Here is a 17,781-nt window from a genome sequence, read left to right on the forward strand (position 1 = left end):
GTGGGGTGTTCTCACGTGTTCCTACGTCGTCTGCCGCACCTGTCTCACGAGTCTGCCTTACGGTGCACCCTCGCGATCCAGTCGGCGGGGGCGGCGATCTCGGTCTTGGTGGGGAGCGTGTTGGGGGAGGTCCAGACGCGGTTGAAGCCGTCCATGCCGACCTGGTCGACGACGGCGCGGACGAAGCGCTCGCCGTCGCGGTACTGGCGGAGTTTGGCGTCGAGGCCGAGGAGCTTGCGCAGGGCGAGGTCGAGGCGGGAGGCGCCGCGGGCCCGCCGCTGCTGGAACTTCTCGCGGATCTCGGCGACGGAGGGCACGACCTCGGGTCCGACGCCGTCCATGACGTAGTCGGCGTGGCCTTCGAGGAGGGACATGACGGCGGTGAGGCGGCCGAGGATCTCGCGCTGCTCGGGGGTCTGGACGAGCTCGACGAAGGAGGGGGCGGGCTCGCCCTCCTCGCCTTCGGGGCGGCCGCCGGCGAGGGTCTGGGCGGCTTCGCGGAGGCGTTCGACGACGGTGCCGGGGTCGACGTCGGTGGCCGCGAGGAACGACTGGATCTCGCCTTGGAGGTGGTCGCGGAGCCAGGGGACGGCGGTGAACTGGGTGCGGTGCGTCTCCTCGTGGAGGCAGACCCAGAGTCGGAAGTCGTGGGGGGAGACGTCGAGTTCGCGTTCGACGTGGACGATGTTGGGCGCGACGAGGAGGAGGCGTCCGCCGCCGTTCGCGCCGGCCGGCAGGTCGCGGGTGGCGGGGGCGAAGGTCTCGTACTGGCCGAGGATGCGGGAGGCGAGGAACGAGAGCAGCATGCCGAGCTCGACGCCGGTGACCTTTCCGCCGACGGCGCCGAGGACGGCGCTGCCGGAGGTGCCGGCGCGGCGGTCCTGCATCTTGCCGAGGAGGGGGGTGAGGAGTTCGCGGAAGCCGGCGACGTTGGCCTTGATCCAGCCGGCGCGGTCGACGACCAGGACGGGGGTGTCGTGGGGGGCGACGCCTTCGGGGATCATCCGCGTGTAGGCGCGGACGTGTTCCTCGGAGGCCTTGGCGTGCCTGCGGAGTTCGGCGACGACCTCGCGGGCCTCGTCGCGGCTGACTTCGGGTCCGGGCCGCACGAGGCGGGTCGCGGTCGCGACCGCGAGGTTCCAGTCGACCATCCCTGATGTGCCTGCGCCACCGGTGCTCGTCATGCGTCAACCGTACGGTCTCGGCGCCCGATCGGTGTCGGTTCGGTGCGGGTCGGGGCAGGTGTCAGTCGGTTCCGGCCAGTGCCGCGGCGAGCCGGTCGAGGGCGGGCTGGGCCTCGTACGGGGAGAGGGTGCGGCCGGCGAGGAACGCGAAGGCGAGGAGGCGGCCGTCGGGGGTGACGACGGTGCCGGAGAGCGTGTTGACGCCCGTGAGGGTGCCGGTCTTGGCGCGGACGAATCCGGCGCCCGCGGGCGCGGCGCCGTAGCGGCCGGCGAGGGTGCCGGTGAAGCCGCCGACGGGGAGGCCGGTGAGGACGGGGCGCAGGGCGGGGCGGGCGGGGTCGGCCGCGCGGGTGAGGAGCCCGGTGAGGAGGGCGGCGGAGACCTTGTCGCGGCGGTCGAGTCCGCTGCCGTCGGCGAAGCGGGCCCCGGCGACGGGGAGGCCGAGGCGGGCGATCTCGTCGCGTACGGCCCGTTCGGCGCCCTGGAAGCTGGCGGGGCGCCGGTGGGCGAGGGCGGTCTGCCGGGCGAGGGCTTCGGCGAGGTCGTTGTCGCTGTGGGTGAGGGTGCGCTCGGCGAGGTCGGCGAGGGGCGCGGAGTACGTGCGGGCGAGGGGGGCGTTCTGCGGGGCGCGGCCGGGCACGGGGTCGCCGGTGACCTTGACGCCGGCTCGGGCGAGCAGGCCGGCGAAGGTCCTGGCGGTGTCGCCGGCGGGGTCGGCGCTGCGGGGTGCGGGGCCGCTGCGGCTGTCGTCGAGGCGGCCTTCGTCGGTCATGAGGGCGACGACGGGGGCGATGTTCTCGTTGGGGCCGATGGGGTGGAGTTCGGGGCCTTGGTAGAGGTGCGTGTCGTACGTGAGGCGTACGGAGGTGCGGCCCTGCTTCTTCAGGGCGCGCGCGGTGTCGGTGGCGAGGGCCTTGAGGCGGGTCGGGTCGAGGGTGGGGTCGCCGCCGCCGGTGAGGGTGACGGCGCCGCCGTCGGGGGCGGCGGTGACGGTGGTGGCGATGCGGTGGTCGGGGCCGAGGGCGGAGAGCGCGGCGGCGACGGTGGCGATCTTGACGGTGGAGGCGGGGGTCATGGGGGTGGCGGCGCCCTGGCCGTACAGCTGCCCGCCGGTGGCGGTGTCGACGACCGAGGCGGTGCGGAGCGGGCCGAGGCCGGGGTCGGCGAGGAGCGGGGCGAGGACGCGGGCGAGGTCCGCGGGGCTTCCCGCGGGCGCCGGGGCGTGCAGGGCGGCGAGGACGCCGGGGGCGCTGGGCGCGGGGGCGGGGCGGCGGGGTGCGGCGGGGGCCGGAGCGGCGGCGTGACGCGTGACACCCGTCGCGGGGGCGGCGGCGCGGGCCCGCTCCGCCGTACGCTGACCTCCGTCCCATGGTCCGGCCGCGGTCACCGCCACGGCCGCCAGGGCGAGTCCGAGGGCGGCGGAGCCCGCCGTGAGCTGCCACGTTCTCGGCTCCGGCATCTGCTGACCAGCCCCTTTCGCGATCACACACGTGCGTGAGGGACACTTAATCACCGCGCGTCGTCGCGAGCATTCACTTGTGTTGATTCAGGAGGAGCCACCCGTGGAGTTCGACGTTCTCATCGAGATCCCCAAGGGATCGCGGAACAAGTACGAGGTCGACCACGAGACCGGTCGCATCCGTCTGGACCGTCGTCTCTTCACGTCTACGGCCTACCCGACCGACTACGGCTACGTCGAGAACACCCTGGGTGAGGACGGCGACCCGCTGGACGCGCTCGTCATCCTCGACGAGCCGACGTTCCCGGGCTGCCTGATCAAGTGCCGCGCCATCGGCATGTTCCGCATGACGGACGAGGCCGGCGGCGACGACAAGCTGCTGTGCGTCCCGGCGACGGACCCGCGCATGGAGCACCTGCGGGACATCCACCACGTGGCGGAGTTCGACCGCCTGGAGATCCAGCACTTCTTCGAGGTCTACAAGGACCTGGAGCCGGGCAAGTCCGTCGAGGGCGCCGACTGGGTCGGCCGCGCCGAGGCCGAGGAAGAGATCGAGAAGTCCTACGCGCGCGCCAAGGAGCAGGGCGGCCACTGAGCCCCTGCTGTCGTGATCGTGTGAAGGCGGTGCACCTCTCCGGGTGTACCGCCTTTCGCACGTCCGTCGCACCTTCATACTGGAATTCACGATTCCCTGGGGATGAGGCGGAGAGAGTGGTGGCGGAGCCGGAGGGCCCCGAAGAGGCTCCTGAGGACCGGAAGCCGCAGTCGGACGAGGCGCGGAGCGCGTTCGTCCCGCCGGCCGGGGTGGAGCAGCCCGCACCGCCCGAGGAGGAGCATCCGACCTCCGAGTTCGCGCTACCGCCGGGGATGACGGCGGAGCAGCCGGCGGAGCAGGAGGGTTCGGCGTTCGCGACGCCCGCCACGTACTCGGCGAAGACCTCGCCGCCCGTGTTCACCCCGGCGTACGGGGTTCCCCTGGTGCGGCTCTCGCAGGACGCGCCGTGGCAGGACCGGATGCGGACGATGCTGCGGCTGCCGGTGCACGAGCGGCCGGTGCCGGAGTCGGCCGGCAAGGAGGACGAGTCCGGGCCTTCGGTGCCGCGCGTGCTCGACCTGACCCTGCGCATCGGCGAGCTGCTGCTCGCGGGCGGGGAGGGCGCGGAGGACGTCGAGGCGGCGATGTTCGCCATCTGCCGCTCGTACGGTCTGGACCGGGTGGAGCCGACGGTGACGTTCACCCTGCTGTCGGTCACGTACCAGCCGTCGCTCGTGGACGACCCGATCACGGCGAACCGGACCGTACGGCGCCGGGGCACGGACTACACGCGGCTCGCGGCGGTGTACCAGCTGCTCGCGGACATCAACGCGCGGGCGCACGAGGTGTCGCCGGAGGAGGCGTACCGGCGGCTCGCGGAGATACGGCGGAACCGGCATCCGTATCCGGGGTGGGTGCTGACGGCGGCGGCGGGGGTCCTCGCCGGTGCGGCCTCGGTGCTGCTCGGCGGCGGTCCGACGGTGTTCTTCGTGGCGGCGCTCGGCGCGGTGCTCGGCGACCGGCTCGCGTGGCTGTGCGCGGGGCGGGGCCTGCCGGAGTTCTACCAGTTCCTGGTGGCGGCGATGCCGCCGGCGGCGATGGGGGTGCTCCTGACGCTGCTGCACGCGGATCTGCGGCCGTCGGCGGTGATCACCGGTGGCCTGTTCGCGCTGATTCCGGGGCGGGCGCTCGTGGCGGCCGTGCAGGACGGCCTGACCGGTTTCTACATCACGGCCTCGGCGCGGCTCCTGGAGGTCGCGTACTTCTTCGTCGCGATCGTGGTGGGCGTGCTGTCGGTGCTGTACGTCGCCGTGCAGTTCGACGCGCAGCTGAACCCCGAGGGGGCGCTGCGGGCGGTGGAGCGGCCGGTGACGCAGATCCTGGCGTCGATGGTGCTGTGTGCGACCTTCGCGGTCCTGCTGCAGCAGTCGCGGTCGACGGTGCTGTTCGCGACGCTGAACGGCGGGGTCGCGTGGGTGATCTACGCGTCGATCGCGGTGACGGCGCAGGGGTCGACGGTGATGGCGACGGCGGTGGCGGCGGGCCTGGTGGGGCTCTTCGGGCAGTTGATCGCCCGCTACCACCACACCTCGTCGCTGCCGTACGTGACGGCGGCGATCGGCCCGCTGCTGCCGGGTTCGGCGACGTACTTCGGCGTGCTCGCCATCGCCCAGAACAACCTGGACCAGGGCTTCGCCTCGCTGGCGAAGGCGGCGGCGCTGGCCCTGGCCATCGCGATCGGGGTGAACCTGGGGAGCGAGCTGGCCCGGCTCTTCATGCAGGCGCCCGCCGCGGCGTCTGCGCGGCGGGCGGCGAAGCGGACCCGAGGCTTCTAGGGGCTGTCGTTACCGCTTGGCGTGGCGGCCGCCGCGGGACCCGCCCGGGTTCGGGGTGCCGGGGGCGTCGTGGTCGTTCTCGGCCTGGGCCGCCTTCTTGGACTGGGAGCGGGCCCGGAGGAGCTCGATGACGACCGGGATCACGGAGATCAGGACGATGCCGACGAGGATCATCTCGATGTGCTTGTGCACGAAGTCGATCTTGCCGAGGGAGGCGCCGAGCAGGGTCACGCCGGCGCCCCACAGCACGCCGCCGATGACGTTGAACGTGATGAACGAGCGGTAGTTCATCCGGCTGACACCGGCGATGATCGGCGTGAACGTCCGCACGATGGGGACGAAGCGGGCCAGGATCAGCGACTTCGGGCCGTGCTTCTCGAAGAACTCGTGCGCCTTCTCGACGTTCTCCTGCTTGAAGAGCTTGGAGTCGGGGCGCTTGAAGAGGGACGGGCCGACCTTCCGGCCGAAGAGGTAGCCGACCTGGTCGCCGACGACGGCGGCGGCCACCACCAGGGTGCACACCAGCCACAGCGGCGTGTCCAGCTTGCCGGTGGTGACGAGGAGGCCGGTGGTGAAGAGGAGCGAGTCGCCGGGCAGGAAGAACCCGATGAGGAGACCGGACTCGGCGAAGACGATCACCAGGACACCGATCAGACCAAAGGTCTGGATCAGATAGTCCGGGTCCAGCCAGCTCGGTCCGAGGGCAAGCGTGTTCACGGGTTCCGGGCTCCTGCGGTCGGTGGGGGTGTGGGGGACGGCTGGTCCCAAGCTATCAACGCGGGCGGGACGCCCCCGGTTCCACCCGGATCCCACGGGATGCGGACCGGGCTCCCGCCCCTGAGGGTAGGGGATCAGGAGGTGCATGCCGATGGGCATCGAGGAGTACGGAGGCGGCCAGGGGCCGCACCCCGACGTGCTGGTCGTGACCACGAACGACGTGCCGGGACACGAGGTCCAGCAGGTGATCGGTGAGGTCTTCGGGCTCACCGTGCGCTCGCGCCATCTGGGCAGCCAGATCGGCGCCGGGCTGAAGTCCATGATCGGCGGTGAGCTCAAGGGCCTCACGAAGACCCTCGTGCAGACCCGCAACCAGGCCATGGAACGCCTGGTGGAGCAGGCCCGGGCGCGCGGTGCGAACGCCGTGCTGATGTTCCGCTTCGACGTGACGGAAGCGGCGGACGTCGGCACGGAGGTCTGCGCCTACGGCACGGCGGTGGTGATCGCTCCGCACGCCTGACCGTCCGGCTCCTGGGACCGGCCTCATGGCGAGACCGGTCCCTTCGCCGGGGGCCGGGCCGCCCTGGGCGGAGCCCGGCCCCCCGCGCGGCGGGCGGCCCCGCTCCGGTCAGGCGGCCCGGCGGGCCGCGTTCGCCCGGACGGCCCCGAGGAGGTGCTCGGGGAGGCCGGGGTGGATCGACTCGTAGAAGGCGTGGAAGTTCTCGTCGGCGACGTACATCTCCGCGAGGCCCTCGTGGGTCTTCGGGTGGCACTCGAAGAACCAGGTGGTGATGTGGCGGCGATGGGCCTCGGCGAGGTCCATCGCCTCCTCGGAGCCGGGGGCGCGGCCCTCGTCCATCAGGGCCGCGTAGGCGGCGCCCCAGGCGTCCACCTCGCCCTTCATGCGCTGCCAGTCCTCCTTGCCGTACGTGGCGGCGCGGGCCTGCGCCAGCTCGTGCGAGAAGGTGCCGCCCCAGCGGCGGGCGGACTCCTCGGCGTACCGCTCGGGGTCCTTGTCCCCGAACACCTCGAACTTCTCCTCGGGGGTGAGGTTGATGCCCATCTTCTTCGCCTCCATGGCGTGCTCGACGGCCGCCGCCATCCTCTGGAGCTCGCCGATCCGCGCGGTCAGCAGGGTGTGCTGGCGCCGCAGGTGCTCCTGCGGGTCGGCGTGCGGGTCGTCGAGGAGGACGGCGACCTCTTCGAGGGGGAAGCCGAGCTCCCGGTAGAACAGGATCTGCTGGAGCCGGTCGAGGTCCGCGTCGTCGTAGCGGCGGTGCCCCGCCGCGCTGCGGCCGCTCGGTGAGAGCAGCCCGATCGCGTCGTAGTGGTGCAGGGTGCGCACCGTGACCCCGGCGAGCCCGGCGACCCGTCCCACGGAGTGGTCCATCGGCTTTCCTCCCCTTTCTCTGTCGGTACGCGGGACAGCCTCGGACCTGACGCGACGTGAGGTGCAAGTCCCCTCCGGCCCGAATCTCGGGATGTTATGCGGCTTTTGCTCACTTATGGTGGGTCGGTGGCCACCGATCATGCTCCGCCCGCGCCGACGTCCGGCGCCGCCGAGACCCCGCTGCGGATCCTGTTGCCCCAGGTGCTGCCCGCACTCGTGGTCGGGCTGCTGGCGAGCCTGCTGTTCCTGGGGGTCAGCACCCTCGCGGAGCAACTCGAAGGCGTCCTCTGGAACGACCTGCCGGACGCCCTCGGCATCGGCCACTACTCCTCCCTCTGGATCATCTGCATGCTCACGGCCACCGGCGTCGCCGTGGGGCTCGTGGTCTGGAAGGTGCCCGGACACGCCGGGCCGGACCCGGCCTCCATGGGCCTCGGCGGAGCGCCGCTCCCCGTCGGCATCGTGCCGGGGCTCCTCCTCGCCAGCGTCCTCGTGCTCGCCGGCGGCGTCAGCCTCGGCCCCGAGAACCCGATCATCGCGAGCAACATCGCCCTCATCTACTGGCTCGGCCACCGGATCTCCCCCGCGGTCCCGGCCGCCGCCTGGGTCGCCCTCGCCTCGGCCGCCACCGTCGGAGCCCTCTTCGGGACGCCCGTGGCGGCCGCCCTCATCCTGTCCGAGGCCCTGGCGGGCCGGCCCGGCCAGGGCTCCCTGTGGGACCGGCTCTTCGCCCCGCTGGTCGCCGCCGGCACCGGCTCGATGACCACCCAGCTGCTGGTGGGCCCGAGCTTCGACATGGGTCTGCCGCCGCTGACCGACCCCGGCTACGGCGACCTGCTCGCCGCCCTGGTCATCGCCTCCGCGGCGGCCGTCTTCGGCCTCGGCTGCTGCTACCTCTTCCCCCACCTCCACGCCGCCTTCGGGCGCCTGCGCCACCCCATGCTGATGCTGCCCCTGGGCGGCCTCGTGCTCGGCCTGCTGGGTGCCGTCGGCGGGCAGCTGACCCTTTTCAAGGGCCTGGAAGAGGTCGAGGAGCTGACCGCGTCGATCGGCAGCTGGTCCTCGGGCGAACTCGCCAAGATGGCCGTGATCAAACTCGTCGCCCTCGTCGTCGCCGCGTCCTGCGGCTTCCGGGGCGGCCGGATCTTCCCCGCCGTCTTCATCGGAGCCGCCTTCGGGCTGTTCGCCCAGGCCCTGGTCCCCGAGGTCCACCCGGCGGTCGCGGTCGCCTCCGCCGTCCTCGGCGTCCTGCTCGCCACCACCCGGCAGGGCTGGATCAGCCTCTTCACCGGCGCGATCCTCGCCCCCTCCGCCGCGATGCTCACCCTGCTCTGCCTCGCTTCCCTCCCGGCCTGGCTGATCGTCACCGGCCGCCCCCAGCTCGAACTCGACCAGCAGGGCAACTCCCTGCGCTGACCACCCGCCCCCGCATCCCCCGCCCCCACCGGGCGGGCCCCCACCGGACAGAAGGAGTACCCCATGCCGCTCCACCAGGGTCCCCACCCCTCCCCGCCCGAGCGCCGGCTCTCGCTCAACCCCTTCTACGGGGAGGCCAACCCGGTCGGCGGCATGACCGAGGCTCCCCCGCACCACCGCCTGCCGGACGGACCGCTGCCGCCGATGAGCGCCTACCAGCTCGTCCACGACGAGCTGATGCTCGACGGCAACTCCCGGCTCAACCTGGCCACTTTCGTCACCACCTGGATGGAGCCCCAGGCCGGTGTCCTCATGGCCGAGTGCCGCGACAAGAACATGATCGACAAGGACGAGTACCCGCGCACCGCCGAACTGGAGCGCCGCTGCGTCGCCATGCTCGCCGACCTGTGGAACGCCCCGGACCCGGCGACCGCCGTCGGCTGCTCCACCACCGGCTCCAGCGAGGCCTGCATGCTCGCGGGCCTCGCCCTCAAGCGCCGCTGGGCCAAGCGGAACGCCGACCGCTACCCGGGCAGCGCCCGCCCCAACCTGATCATGGGCGTGAACGTCCAGGTCTGCTGGGAGAAGTTCTGCAACTTCTGGGAGGTCGAGGCCCGGCTCGTCCCCATGGAGGGCGACCGCTTCCACCTCGACGCCGAATCCGCCGCCGCGCTCTGCGACGAGAACACCATCGGCGTCGTCGCCGTCCTCGGCTCCACCTTCGACGGCTCCTACGAGCCGGTCGCCGAGATCTGCGCCGCCCTGGACGCCCTCCAGGAACGCACCGGCCTCGACATCCCCGTCCACGTCGACGGCGCCTCCGGCGCGATGGTCGCCCCCTTCCTCGACGAGGACGTCGTCTGGGACTTCCGCCTCCCCCGCGTCTCCTCGATCAACACCTCCGGCCACAAGTACGGACTGGTCTACCCGGGCGTCGGCTGGGCGCTGTGGCGCTCGCCCGCCGAACTCCCCGAGGAACTGGTCTTCCGCGTCAACTACCTGGGCGGCGACATGCCCACCTTCGCCCTCAACTTCTCCCGCCCCGGCGCCCAGGTGGTCGCGCAGTACTACACCTTCCTCAGGCTCGGCAGGGAGGGCTACCGGGCGGTGCAGCAGACCGCCCGGGACGTGGCCCGGGGCCTCGCCGAACGGATCGAGGCGATGGGCGACTTCCGCCTCCTCACCCGCGGGAACGAACTGCCCGTCTTCGCCTTCACCACCACCCCCGACGTCACCGCCTACAACGTCTTCGACGTCTCGCGGCGGATGCGCGAACAGGGCTGGCTGGTCCCCGCCTACACCTTCCCCGCCCACCGGGAGGACCTCTCCGTCCTGCGCGTGGTCTGCCGCAACGGCTTCTCCGCCGACCTCGCCGACCTCTTCGCCCGGGACCTTCACCAACTCCTGCCCGAACTCCGCAGCCAGTCCGGCCCGCTCACCGCCGACACGGAAGCGGCGACCTCCTTCCACCACTGAGCCGCCCCGGGGCCGGCCCTCAGCCGGCCCCGTCCCCGCAGGCGAGCCGGAACTCCGACCACCGCACCCCGTCCGCGGTCAGCGCGTACTGACAGCGGGACCCCTCGCGCAGCAGGCCGAGCGGGGTGCGGCGGACGTAGTGGCCGCCGCCGAGCCCGGCGAACGTACGGCCGCCGTCCACGCTCGCGTACCCGGACAGCTCCCCGCCGATCTCCACCCGGCCGCCCGGGCCCGGCACCGGCAGGCCCATCAGCGTGCGCGGCTCCTTCTTCGGGCCCGTGGTCCACATCCGCTGCCACGTGACGCCGCCGTCGACCGAGCGGTGCAGCGCCCTCATCGGGTTCTTGACGGGCTCGCCGCCCGTCAACTCCCCCATCTCCGCCGCGTACACCGCGTCCGGTCCGACCGCGACCACGACCCGCCACCCCGGCCGGTCCGTCGGACTCGGCAGCCGGCTCACCGTCCAGCTCCGGCCCGCGTCCCGGGAGAAGGCGACGGCCACCCGCCCGGACAGCGGATCCGTCCCCGAGACCCACCAGGACCCGTCGGGCTCCGGCTGCCCCGCGGGCTGCGGGTGCGCCCCGAGAAGCGGCGCCCCGGCCAGCGTGCGGCGCCGCCCGTCCTGCGGCGACACCACGACCAGCCGCTCCCGTACGCACGCGTCGGGGAGCGCCCCGGCCGGTGCCGCGCACTCGGTGGTGAGCACCGCGCCGGCGGGTATCCCCGCGGCCTCGCCGACCGTCCGCCGGTCCACGGGGTGCCAGCTCCGACCTCCGTCCCGGGTGAACCAGGTCCGCTCCGGCCGGTCGCCGCCGCCGTCCTCGATCAGGGCCCGGCCGGGCCCGAGCGCCAGCAGGTTCGCCGAGACGCCCTCCGACACCGGTATCTCGGGCAGCGGCGACCGCCGCACGGCCCACTCCTCCGCCCCCGCGTCCCGCACGGCCACCTGCTGCCGGCAGAAGCCGCTCCCCGGCGCCGCCTCGGCGCTCACGCACCCGACGAGCAGCGCGAACCCGCTGCCGTCCCGGGCGAATCCCAGGCTGTGCGCCCAGCCGGGCAGCCCTTCCCCGGACGGGATCCGGGGCGGCGCCCCGAACGCCCCCGCCGACGCGACGGATCCCGAACCCCTCGCCCCGGCCCCCTGCCTCGGGCCCTCCCCCGGCCCCGTGCATCCGCTCAGCATCACCATCACCAGCGCCACGACGGCGCCGGCCACTGCCACCGGCCTGCGCATCGCACGTCCCCCTGTCGTCCCCCGGGCGGCCCGCGGTGAACCGCTGCTTTGAATACACCGCTCGCCGCCTCCGGGTTCCCACCTCCGTGCGACTACTTCCCGAGCCGGCCGAACCTCCTCACCGCCAGCGGGAAGAAGACGAGCAGCAGAACCAGCGGCCAGACGACCGCGGCCATGACGTGCCCCGGCTCGCCGCCGGGGTTGCCGAAGAGCTCCCGGGTCGCCGTCGCCGTCGCCGACATCGGGTTCCACTCCACGAACGTGCCGAGCCAGCCCGGCATCGACTCCGGCGAGGCGAAGGCGTTGGAGAGGAAGCCGAGCGGCCAGACCAGGATCTGCACGGCCTGCACCAGCTCGGCCCGCCCCGCGACCAGGGCGAGGAAGATCCCGATCCAGAGCATCGCGAACCGCAGCAGGAGCAGCAGTCCCAAGGCCCCCAGGGTGCTCGCCGGCCCCTCGTGCGCCCGCCATCCGATGGCGTACCCGACGCCGACCATCACGAGCAGCCCCACCGTGGACTGGAGCATGTCGGCGGCAGCCCGGCCGACGAGCACCGCGCCGTCGGCCATCGGCATCGACCGGAAGCGGTCGACCACGCCCTTCTCCAGGTCGCGCGTCACCGCCGTCATGGTGCCTTCGAGCCCGAACACCATGGTCAGGGTGAGCATCCCGGGCACCAGGAAGTCGACGTAGTCGCCGTCGACGTCCCGTCCGCCGCCGACCAGATAGCCGAACATCAGCAGCATCATCACCGGGAAGACGAGCCCGACGAGGACCTGCACCGGCTGCCGGGCCCAGTGCGCCAGCTCCCTGCGGGTCATCGTCCAGCAGTCGCCCACCACGTACGCGGCGCTCACGCCGTCACCTCCGTCCCCCGGGACGGCTCCCGGTCCGGGCCGCCGTCCGTCAGATGCAGGAAGACCTCGTCCAGCGTCGGCCGCCGCAGGGCGATGTCCTCCGCCTCGATCCCGGCCGCCTCCAGGGCCCGCACGGTCTCGGCGAGCGAGGCCATCCGGTCCTCCACCGGCGCGCTGAGCCGCCGCCGGTCGGCGTCCACGGCCACCTCGCCGCGCGCCGCGGGCAGCAGCCGGGCCGCCTCGTCGAGCCGCGCCGCGTCCCGTACGACCACGTCGATGCGGTCCGCTCCGACCCGGGCCTTGAGCTCGTCGGCCGTGCCGTCGGCCGCCACCCGGCCGCCGTCCACCACCGAGATCCGGTCCGCGAGCCGGTCGGCCTCCTCCAGGTACTGCGTGGTCAGCAGGACCGTGGTGCCCCCGCCGACGAGCGAGCGCACCGACTCCCAGACCTCGCCGCGGCCGCGCGGGTCGAGCCCGGTCGTCGGCTCGTCGAGGAAGAGCACCTCGGGCTCGGTGATCAGCGAGGCGGCCAGGTCGAGCCGCCGCCGCATGCCGCCGCTGTACTGCCGGACGGGCTTGCGCCCGGTGTCGGCGAGGCCGAAGCGCTCCAGGAGCTCGTCGGCCCGCGTCCCGGCACGCCGGGCGCCCAGGTGGTGGAGCCTGCCGAACATCTCCAGGTTCTGCCGCCCGCCCAGCTCCTCGTCGAGGGCCGCGTGCTGCCCGAGCAGCCCGATCCGCCGCCGCACCTCCCCGGCCTCGGTCCGCACGTCGTGTCCGGCCACCCGCACCAAGCCCTCGTCGTGGCGCAGCAGGGTGGCCAGGATCCGTACCGTCGTGGTCTTGCCCGCGCCGTTGGGACCGAGCAGCCCGTGGACGGTGCCGCGCCCGACGGTCAGGTCGAGGCCGGCCAGGGCGTCCTTCGTCCCGTACCGCTTGCGCGCACCCTCTACGAGGATCGCATCCGCCGCCATGTCAATTCCTCCCGAAATCCTCTTAGTCAAATTTGACCAGTCGCCGCCGACGGAGCAAGGTATGCCCTCGGCATCAGCTAGTCAAACTTGATGAGTGGAATCCCCCGGGGGCCCGCTCAGGTCGCGAAGGGGTTCTCCTCGCCGTCGGCGAGCACGCCCGTGAAGGGCTCCCCCTCGCCGGCGAACACGTACGCCCCGCCCTCGATCCGCTCGATCAGGCCGAGCGTCCACTCCTTGCCCGCGTCGGCCGAGTGGACCCACATGTGCATGATCTCGCCGATGTGCCCGAGCTGGGCGGGGCCGCCCTCCGGCGTGTAGTACTCCGTGACCGAGGCACGCCACTCGTCGAGCGCCCGCACCCGGCGGCGCAGCAGCTCGGCGGCCTCCTCGCGGGGCAGGTCCACGATGAAGCCGATGCCCGCCGACAGGACGTCCATCTTCTGGTCGTAGGTGGTCAGCGCCTCGCGCAGCAGCGCGAAGTACTCCTCCGTGCCCCGCTCCGTCAGCTCGTACTCGACGCGCGGCGGGCCGCCGACCTCGCTCTGCGCCACCTCGTGCGCGTGCAGCAGTCCCTGCTTCGCCATCTGCTTCAGCGCGTGGTAGATCGACCCCGGCTTGGCATGGGACCACTCGTGCGCGCCCCAGTACTCCAGGTCGTTGCGCACCTGGTAGCCGTGGGCGCGGCCGTGCTGCTTGACCGCACCCAGGACGAGCAGCCGGATCGCCGACATCGCCGTACCTCCTAGCCAATTTCGACCAGGGTACGCGCGCGGGATGCCCTACTCCTGCCCGCTGCCCCGCTCGGCCGCGATCAGCGCGAAGGAGCCCTTGCCGTCGAGGGACTCGCGGATGATGTCCGCGTGACCGGCGTGCCGGCCCGTCTCCTGGACCAGGTGGAGCAGCATCCAGCGGATGGACACCCGTCCGCCCTTGGGGAACCAGGGCGCCTCGGGCAGCGGGAAGGTCTCGTCCAGGCTCGGCACGGAGCGGACGAAGTCCTCGGTCTCCTTGGCCACGCCCGCCCAGAAGGCGATGGTCTCCGGGATCGTCTCGTCCTCGACGAGCCGGAAGCCGTCGCCCCAGGTGTCCTGGGTGCGCTGGCGCTCGTTCGGCCGCTGCTGCGCGAGGCGGAGCCAGTTCAGCTCCACCTCGGCGACGTGCTTGATCAGGCCGGACAGGCTGAGCTCGCTGGCGCTGGGGCGTCCGGCCGCCTGCTCCTCGGTGAGTCCGTGGACGGAGCGGCGGAGCGCGGCGCGCTGCTCCTCGATGAAGTTGAGGAACGCGCCGCGCTCGTCACCGGGGGCCTCGATGGGAACAAGGGCAACCATGCTGTCCGCCTTACGTGGTCGTGGTTTCTTTCGACACAGACCACGTTACGGACCCTTGCGGACAACTTCTGTCCGCAAGGGAAACCCGCCATCGGTTCGCGCGGGCGGGATCAGAACGGGAAGCGGCTGCGCCCGTGCTGGATCGAGATCCACTTCTGCGTGGTGAACGTGTCCACCATCGCGTCGCCGTTGAGCCGCCCGATGCCCGAGTGCTTCTCGCCCCCGAAGGGCACGATCGGCTCGTCGTGCACGGTGCCGTCGTTGATGTGGATCATGCCGGTGTGGATGCGCTTGGCGACCCGTACGCCCCGCTCGACGTCCCCGGTGTGGACGGCGCCGCTGAGCCCGTACGGGGTGTCGTTGGCGATCCGGACGGCCTCCTCCTCGCCGTCGAAGGGGACGATGAGGGCGACCGGGCCGAAGATCTCCTGGCCGAGGACCGGGGAGTCGGCGGCGAGGCCGGTGAGGACGGACGGGGAGACGAGGTTGCCGTCGACCGCGCCGTGCAGCAGGGCCGTGGCGCCGGCCGCCACCGTCTGGTCGACGAGCGAGGAGACGGACTCCGCCTGCTGGGAGTTGATGAGCGGGCCGATGTGGGTGGCGGGGTCGGCCGGGTCGCCGACGCGCAGGGTCTTGACCTTCGCCACGAACTTCTCGGTGAACTCCTCCTCCAGCGTGCGGTCCACCAGGATGCGGTTGGCGGCCATGCAGACCTGGCCCTGGTGCACGAAGCGGCTGAAGACGGCCGCGTCGACCGCGTAGTCGACGTCGGCGTCCTCCAGGACGATCAGGGCGCTGTTGCCGCCGAGTTCGAGGACGGCGTGCTTGAAGTTCTGCGCGCAGACCGTGGCGACGTGGCGGCCGACCTTGTCGGAGCCGGTGAAGGAGATCACCTTCGGGACCGGGTGGGTCAGGAGCGCGTCGCCGATCTCGGCGATGTCGGTGACGACGACGTTCAGCAGCCCGGCCGGCAGGCCGGCCTCCTCCAGGACCTTGGCGACGAGGGTGCCGCCGCAGATCGGGGTGTTCTGGTGCGGCTTGAGGACGACCGCGTTGCCGAGCGCGAGCGCGGGCGCGACCGACTTGATCGACAGGAGGAAGGGGAAGTTGAAGGGGGATATGACACCGACGACGCCGACCGGGACGCGGTAGACGCGGTTCTCCTTGCCGTCGACCGGCGAGGGCAGGATGCGGCCCTCGGGGCGCAGCGCCAGCTGGATCGCCTCGCGCAGGAACTCCTTGGCGAGGTGGAGCTCGAAGGCCGCCTTGAGGCGGGTGCCGCCGAGCTCGGCGACGATCGTCTCGGCGATCTCCTCCTCGCGGTCCTCGACGATCCGCAGCGCGCGCTCGAAGACGAGCCGGCGCGCGTACGGGTTGGTCTCGGCCCACTCGGCCTGGGCGCGCTCGGCGGCCCGGTAGGCGCGGTCGACCTCGTCGGCGGTGGCGACGGTGATCGACGCGAGCTTCTCCCCGGTGTACGGGTTGAAGTCGATGATGTCCCACGAGCCGCTGCCCGGCTTCCACTCGCCGTCGATGTACTGGTGGGCCAGGTCGGTGAAGTGCGACATGGTGGAAGACCCCTCTACCCGCTACCTGCAGTGCGACTGATGTGGCGTCATCGTACTGATGTATCAGGAGAGTTGGAGGAGACCCCGGAGAAGGTCCCGGCTTTCGGCCGGATCCGGACCGTCCTTCTGGAGCTTCTCCATCACCCGCTGGTACTGGGCGACCTCCTCGCGCTTGTCGAGGTAGAGGGCGCTGGTGAGCTGCTCCAGGTAGACGATGTCGGAGAGGTCGGACTCGGGGAAGCTCAGCATCGTGAAGGCGCCGCTCTCGCCCGCGTGGCCGCCGAAGCTGAAGGGCATCACCTGGAGGGTGACGCCGGGGTGCTCAGAGATCTCGATCAGGTGCCTCAACTGCCCCTGCATGACGGCCCGGTCGCCGTAGGGGCGGCGCAGCGCGGCCTCGTCGAGCACGGCGTGGAACTGCGGGGCGCGCTCGGAGACGAGCACCTTCTGGCGCTCCAGGCGCAGCGCGACCCGGCGGTCGATCTCGGCGCGCGGGGCGTCGGGCATGCCCCGGGTGACGACGGCCTGGGCGTACGCCTCGGTCTGCAACAGGCCGTGGACGAACTGGACTTCGTAGACGCGGATGAGGGAGGCGGCGCCTTCAAGGCCGATGTACGTCTGGAACCAGCCCGGCAGGACGTCGCCGAAACTGTGCCACCAGCCGGCGACGTTGGCCTCGCGGGCGAGCCCGAGGAGCGAGCCGCGCTCGGCCTCGTCCCCGACCCCGTACAGCGTGAGCAGATCCTCGACGTCCCTGGCCTTGAAGCTCACCCGCCCCAACTCCATACGGCTGATCTTGGATTCGGACGCCCGGATCGAATAGCCGGCCGCTTCGCGGGTGATGCCGCGCGACTCGCGCAACCGCCTCAGCTGGGAGCCCAGCAGGATGCGCCGCACCACGCTCCCGCTCGCTCCGCTCGATTCGCCTGCGGTCACGGCTCCCAGCCTCCCCTTTACGGTGTCGAGCCCCCGTCGAGCCCCGGATTCTGCCACCAAACGCTTCAGCGCGTACACATTCGATTACGGAAAGGCGGCGAGATCCGGGCACTCGCGGGCACACGGCGCGCACATCGCGGAAAGTTCCCCCCGTCGGGCGGACGACTTATGCACAGATTCCACACAGGGACGGACAGGTCCGGCGCGTGCACGTGCATCTGCCCTTGCATCCAGTGGTCGCATTCGGAACCATGGACCCCGCGCAGCCGCGTACTCGTTCGTGTTGTCGCACCACAGTCGCGATTCCCGGGAGTGCCTCGCATGGGGACGAATGGATCGACCGTGCTCGAGCCGTTACGGCAGGGCCTACCGCCGCTCGATCCCGGCGCCGTCTCCACCTCCGCGTCCTGCGCCCTGCCCGCCCGGTACGAAGCCGTGCGCGGGGCCCGGAAGTTCACCAGCGCGACGCTCGACCGCTGGGAGCTGACCGAACGCTTCGACGACGTGGCCCTGGTCGTCTCCGAACTCGTCACCAACGCGTTGCGCCACGCCGTACCCACCGAAGCACCCCCGGAGGAAGGCCAGAACCCGCCGGTCAGACTGCACCTCATGCGCTGGGCCTCGCGCCTGGTGTGCGCCGTGCGCGACCCCAGCGGGGAGAGCCCGGAGGCGCGCGGCGGCGAGGAGGACTTCTCCGCCGAGTCGGGGCGCGGACTGTTCCTGGTGGACTCGTTCAGCGACAGCTGGGGGTGGCACCCCCTCGCCGGCACGCTCCAGGGCAAGGTGGTGTGGGCGCTGTTCCGGGTCGGTCCGGAGTAGCGCCGCCACGGGAGGGACACAGGCATGCGGAAGGGCCCCGGCGTACACCGCCGGGG

Annotated in this window: 17 protein-coding genes; 6 read left to right on the plus strand and 11 right to left on the minus strand. The window is 72.2% G+C overall.

What is annotated here, in order from left to right; all coding sequences use genetic code 11:
- Window positions 1–44 precede the first annotated feature (44 nt).
- Window positions 45–1,184, minus strand: coding sequence for a zinc-dependent metalloprotease (locus tag ACFCY7_RS15980; protein ID WP_376485231.1), 1,140 nt, complete (start codon window positions 1,182–1,184; stop codon window positions 45–47).
- 61 nt (window positions 1,185–1,245) lie between these two features.
- Window positions 1,246–2,643, minus strand: a complete 1,398-nt coding sequence (gene dacB / locus ACFCY7_RS15985; RefSeq protein WP_376485233.1) for a D-alanyl-D-alanine carboxypeptidase/D-alanyl-D-alanine-endopeptidase — start codon at window positions 2,641–2,643, stop codon at window positions 1,246–1,248.
- 103 nt (window positions 2,644–2,746) lie between these two features.
- Here dacB and ACFCY7_RS15990 point away from each other — a divergent pair, with 103 nt between their 5' ends.
- Both ACFCY7_RS15990 and ACFCY7_RS15995 read left to right on the plus strand, forming a co-directional pair.
- Complete coding sequence (locus ACFCY7_RS15990) at window positions 2,747–3,238, plus strand: inorganic diphosphatase (protein WP_024758444.1); 492 nt, start codon at window positions 2,747–2,749, stop codon at window positions 3,236–3,238.
- 116 nt (window positions 3,239–3,354) lie between these two features.
- Entirely contained in the window at window positions 3,355–5,013 is a 1,659-nt protein-coding gene (locus ACFCY7_RS15995) for a threonine/serine exporter family protein (RefSeq protein ID WP_376485236.1), read from the plus strand.
- A gap of 9 nt (window positions 5,014–5,022) precedes the next feature.
- On the opposite strand, the gene ACFCY7_RS16000 is transcribed toward ACFCY7_RS15995, so the two are convergent.
- Window positions 5,023–5,730, minus strand: coding sequence for a DedA family protein (locus ACFCY7_RS16000; RefSeq protein ID WP_376485238.1), 708 nt, complete (start codon window positions 5,728–5,730; stop codon window positions 5,023–5,025).
- 151 nt (window positions 5,731–5,881) lie between these two features.
- Here ACFCY7_RS16000 and ACFCY7_RS16005 point away from each other — a divergent pair, with 151 nt between their 5' ends.
- Window positions 5,882–6,250 (plus strand): YbjQ family protein, encoded by a 369-nt coding sequence (locus ACFCY7_RS16005; protein ID WP_376485269.1) that lies wholly within the window; start codon window positions 5,882–5,884, stop codon window positions 6,248–6,250.
- 108 nt (window positions 6,251–6,358) lie between these two features.
- On the opposite strand, the gene ACFCY7_RS16010 is transcribed toward ACFCY7_RS16005, so the two are convergent.
- The gene (locus tag ACFCY7_RS16010) at window positions 6,359–7,120 is read right to left on the minus strand and encodes a MerR family transcriptional regulator (RefSeq protein WP_376485240.1); all 762 of its coding nucleotides are present in this window, start codon (window positions 7,118–7,120) and stop codon (window positions 6,359–6,361) included.
- A 126-nt stretch (window positions 7,121–7,246) separates the two neighbouring features.
- On the opposite strand from ACFCY7_RS16010, the gene ACFCY7_RS16015 reads away from it, so the two are divergent.
- Both ACFCY7_RS16015 and ACFCY7_RS16020 read left to right on the plus strand, forming a co-directional pair.
- Window positions 7,247–8,536, plus strand: coding sequence for an ion channel protein (locus ACFCY7_RS16015; protein WP_376485241.1), 1,290 nt, complete (start codon window positions 7,247–7,249; stop codon window positions 8,534–8,536).
- A 63-nt stretch (window positions 8,537–8,599) separates the two neighbouring features.
- Window positions 8,600–10,012: a glutamate decarboxylase gene (locus ACFCY7_RS16020; protein WP_376485243.1), complete on the plus strand. Its 1,413-nt coding sequence runs from the start codon at window positions 8,600–8,602 to the stop codon at window positions 10,010–10,012.
- A 19-nt stretch (window positions 10,013–10,031) separates the two neighbouring features.
- On the opposite strand, the gene ACFCY7_RS16025 is transcribed toward ACFCY7_RS16020, so the two are convergent.
- From ACFCY7_RS16025 to ACFCY7_RS16055, 7 genes are all read right to left on the minus strand, one after another.
- On the minus strand, window positions 10,032–11,246 hold the full coding sequence (locus ACFCY7_RS16025; protein WP_376485245.1) for a WD40/YVTN/BNR-like repeat-containing protein: 1,215 nt from the start codon (window positions 11,244–11,246) through the stop codon (window positions 10,032–10,034).
- 92 nt (window positions 11,247–11,338) lie between these two features.
- Window positions 11,339–12,067 carry an ABC transporter permease gene (locus tag ACFCY7_RS16030; protein ID WP_376485272.1) on the minus strand — a complete coding sequence of 243 codons (729 nt, stop codon included), beginning with the start codon at window positions 12,065–12,067 and terminating at the stop codon, window positions 11,339–11,341.
- A gap of 32 nt (window positions 12,068–12,099) precedes the next feature.
- Complete coding sequence (locus ACFCY7_RS16035; protein WP_376485247.1) at window positions 12,100–13,074, minus strand: ATP-binding cassette domain-containing protein; 975 nt, start codon at window positions 13,072–13,074, stop codon at window positions 12,100–12,102.
- Between the two features lie 116 nt (window positions 13,075–13,190).
- On the minus strand, window positions 13,191–13,805 hold the full coding sequence (locus ACFCY7_RS16040; protein ID WP_376485248.1) for a PadR family transcriptional regulator: 615 nt from the start codon (window positions 13,803–13,805) through the stop codon (window positions 13,191–13,193).
- Window positions 13,806–13,853: 48 nt separating this feature from the next.
- Entirely contained in the window at window positions 13,854–14,402 is a 549-nt protein-coding gene (locus ACFCY7_RS16045) for a DinB family protein (protein ID WP_376485249.1), read from the minus strand.
- A gap of 110 nt (window positions 14,403–14,512) precedes the next feature.
- Window positions 14,513–15,970, minus strand: a complete 1,458-nt coding sequence (locus ACFCY7_RS16050) for an aldehyde dehydrogenase family protein (RefSeq protein ID WP_376485251.1) — start codon at window positions 15,968–15,970, stop codon at window positions 14,513–14,515.
- Between the two features lie 63 nt (window positions 15,971–16,033).
- On the minus strand, window positions 16,034–16,906 hold the full coding sequence (locus ACFCY7_RS16055; RefSeq protein WP_376485253.1) for a helix-turn-helix domain-containing protein: 873 nt from the start codon (window positions 16,904–16,906) through the stop codon (window positions 16,034–16,036).
- A 321-nt stretch (window positions 16,907–17,227) separates the two neighbouring features.
- On the opposite strand from ACFCY7_RS16055, the gene ACFCY7_RS16060 reads away from it, so the two are divergent.
- Window positions 17,228–17,725 carry an ATP-binding protein gene (locus tag ACFCY7_RS16060; protein WP_376485256.1) on the plus strand — a complete coding sequence of 166 codons (498 nt, stop codon included), beginning with the start codon at window positions 17,228–17,230 and terminating at the stop codon, window positions 17,723–17,725.
- The last annotated feature ends 56 nt before the right edge of the window (window positions 17,726–17,781 follow it).

The organism is Streptomyces sp. NPDC056361, assembly GCF_042262805.1.
Lineage (GTDB): Bacteria > Actinomycetota > Actinomycetes > Streptomycetales > Streptomycetaceae > Streptomyces.

What these genes read in the sequence shown, in the direction of transcription:
- ACFCY7_RS15980 (WP_376485231.1), bottom strand. Translation starts at nt 1,184, where the DNA reads ATGACGAGCACCGGTGGCGCAGGCACATCAGGGATGGTCGACTGGAAC.
- dacB (WP_376485233.1), bottom strand. Translation starts at nt 2,643, where the DNA reads ATGCCGGAGCCGAGAACGTGGCAGCTCACGGCGGGCTCCGCCGCCCTC.
- ACFCY7_RS16005 (WP_376485269.1), top strand. Translation starts at nt 5,882, where the DNA reads ATGGGCATCGAGGAGTACGGAGGCGGCCAGGGGCCGCACCCCGACGTG.
- ACFCY7_RS16010 (WP_376485240.1), bottom strand. Translation starts at nt 7,120, where the DNA reads ATGGACCACTCCGTGGGACGGGTCGCCGGGCTCGCCGGGGTCACGGTG.
- ACFCY7_RS16020 (WP_376485243.1), top strand. Translation starts at nt 8,600, where the DNA reads ATGCCGCTCCACCAGGGTCCCCACCCCTCCCCGCCCGAGCGCCGGCTC.
- ACFCY7_RS16025 (WP_376485245.1), bottom strand. Translation starts at nt 11,246, where the DNA reads ATGCGCAGGCCGGTGGCAGTGGCCGGCGCCGTCGTGGCGCTGGTGATG.
- ACFCY7_RS16030 (WP_376485272.1), bottom strand. Translation starts at nt 12,067, where the DNA reads ATGACCCGCAGGGAGCTGGCGCACTGGGCCCGGCAGCCGGTGCAGGTC.
- ACFCY7_RS16035 (WP_376485247.1), bottom strand. Translation starts at nt 13,074, where the DNA reads ATGGCGGCGGATGCGATCCTCGTAGAGGGTGCGCGCAAGCGGTACGGG.
- ACFCY7_RS16040 (WP_376485248.1), bottom strand. Translation starts at nt 13,805, where the DNA reads ATGTCGGCGATCCGGCTGCTCGTCCTGGGTGCGGTCAAGCAGCACGGC.
- ACFCY7_RS16045 (WP_376485249.1), bottom strand. Translation starts at nt 14,402, where the DNA reads ATGGTTGCCCTTGTTCCCATCGAGGCCCCCGGTGACGAGCGCGGCGCG.
- ACFCY7_RS16050 (WP_376485251.1), bottom strand. Translation starts at nt 15,970, where the DNA reads ATGTCGCACTTCACCGACCTGGCCCACCAGTACATCGACGGCGAGTGG.
- ACFCY7_RS16060 (WP_376485256.1), top strand. Translation starts at nt 17,228, where the DNA reads ATGGGGACGAATGGATCGACCGTGCTCGAGCCGTTACGGCAGGGCCTA.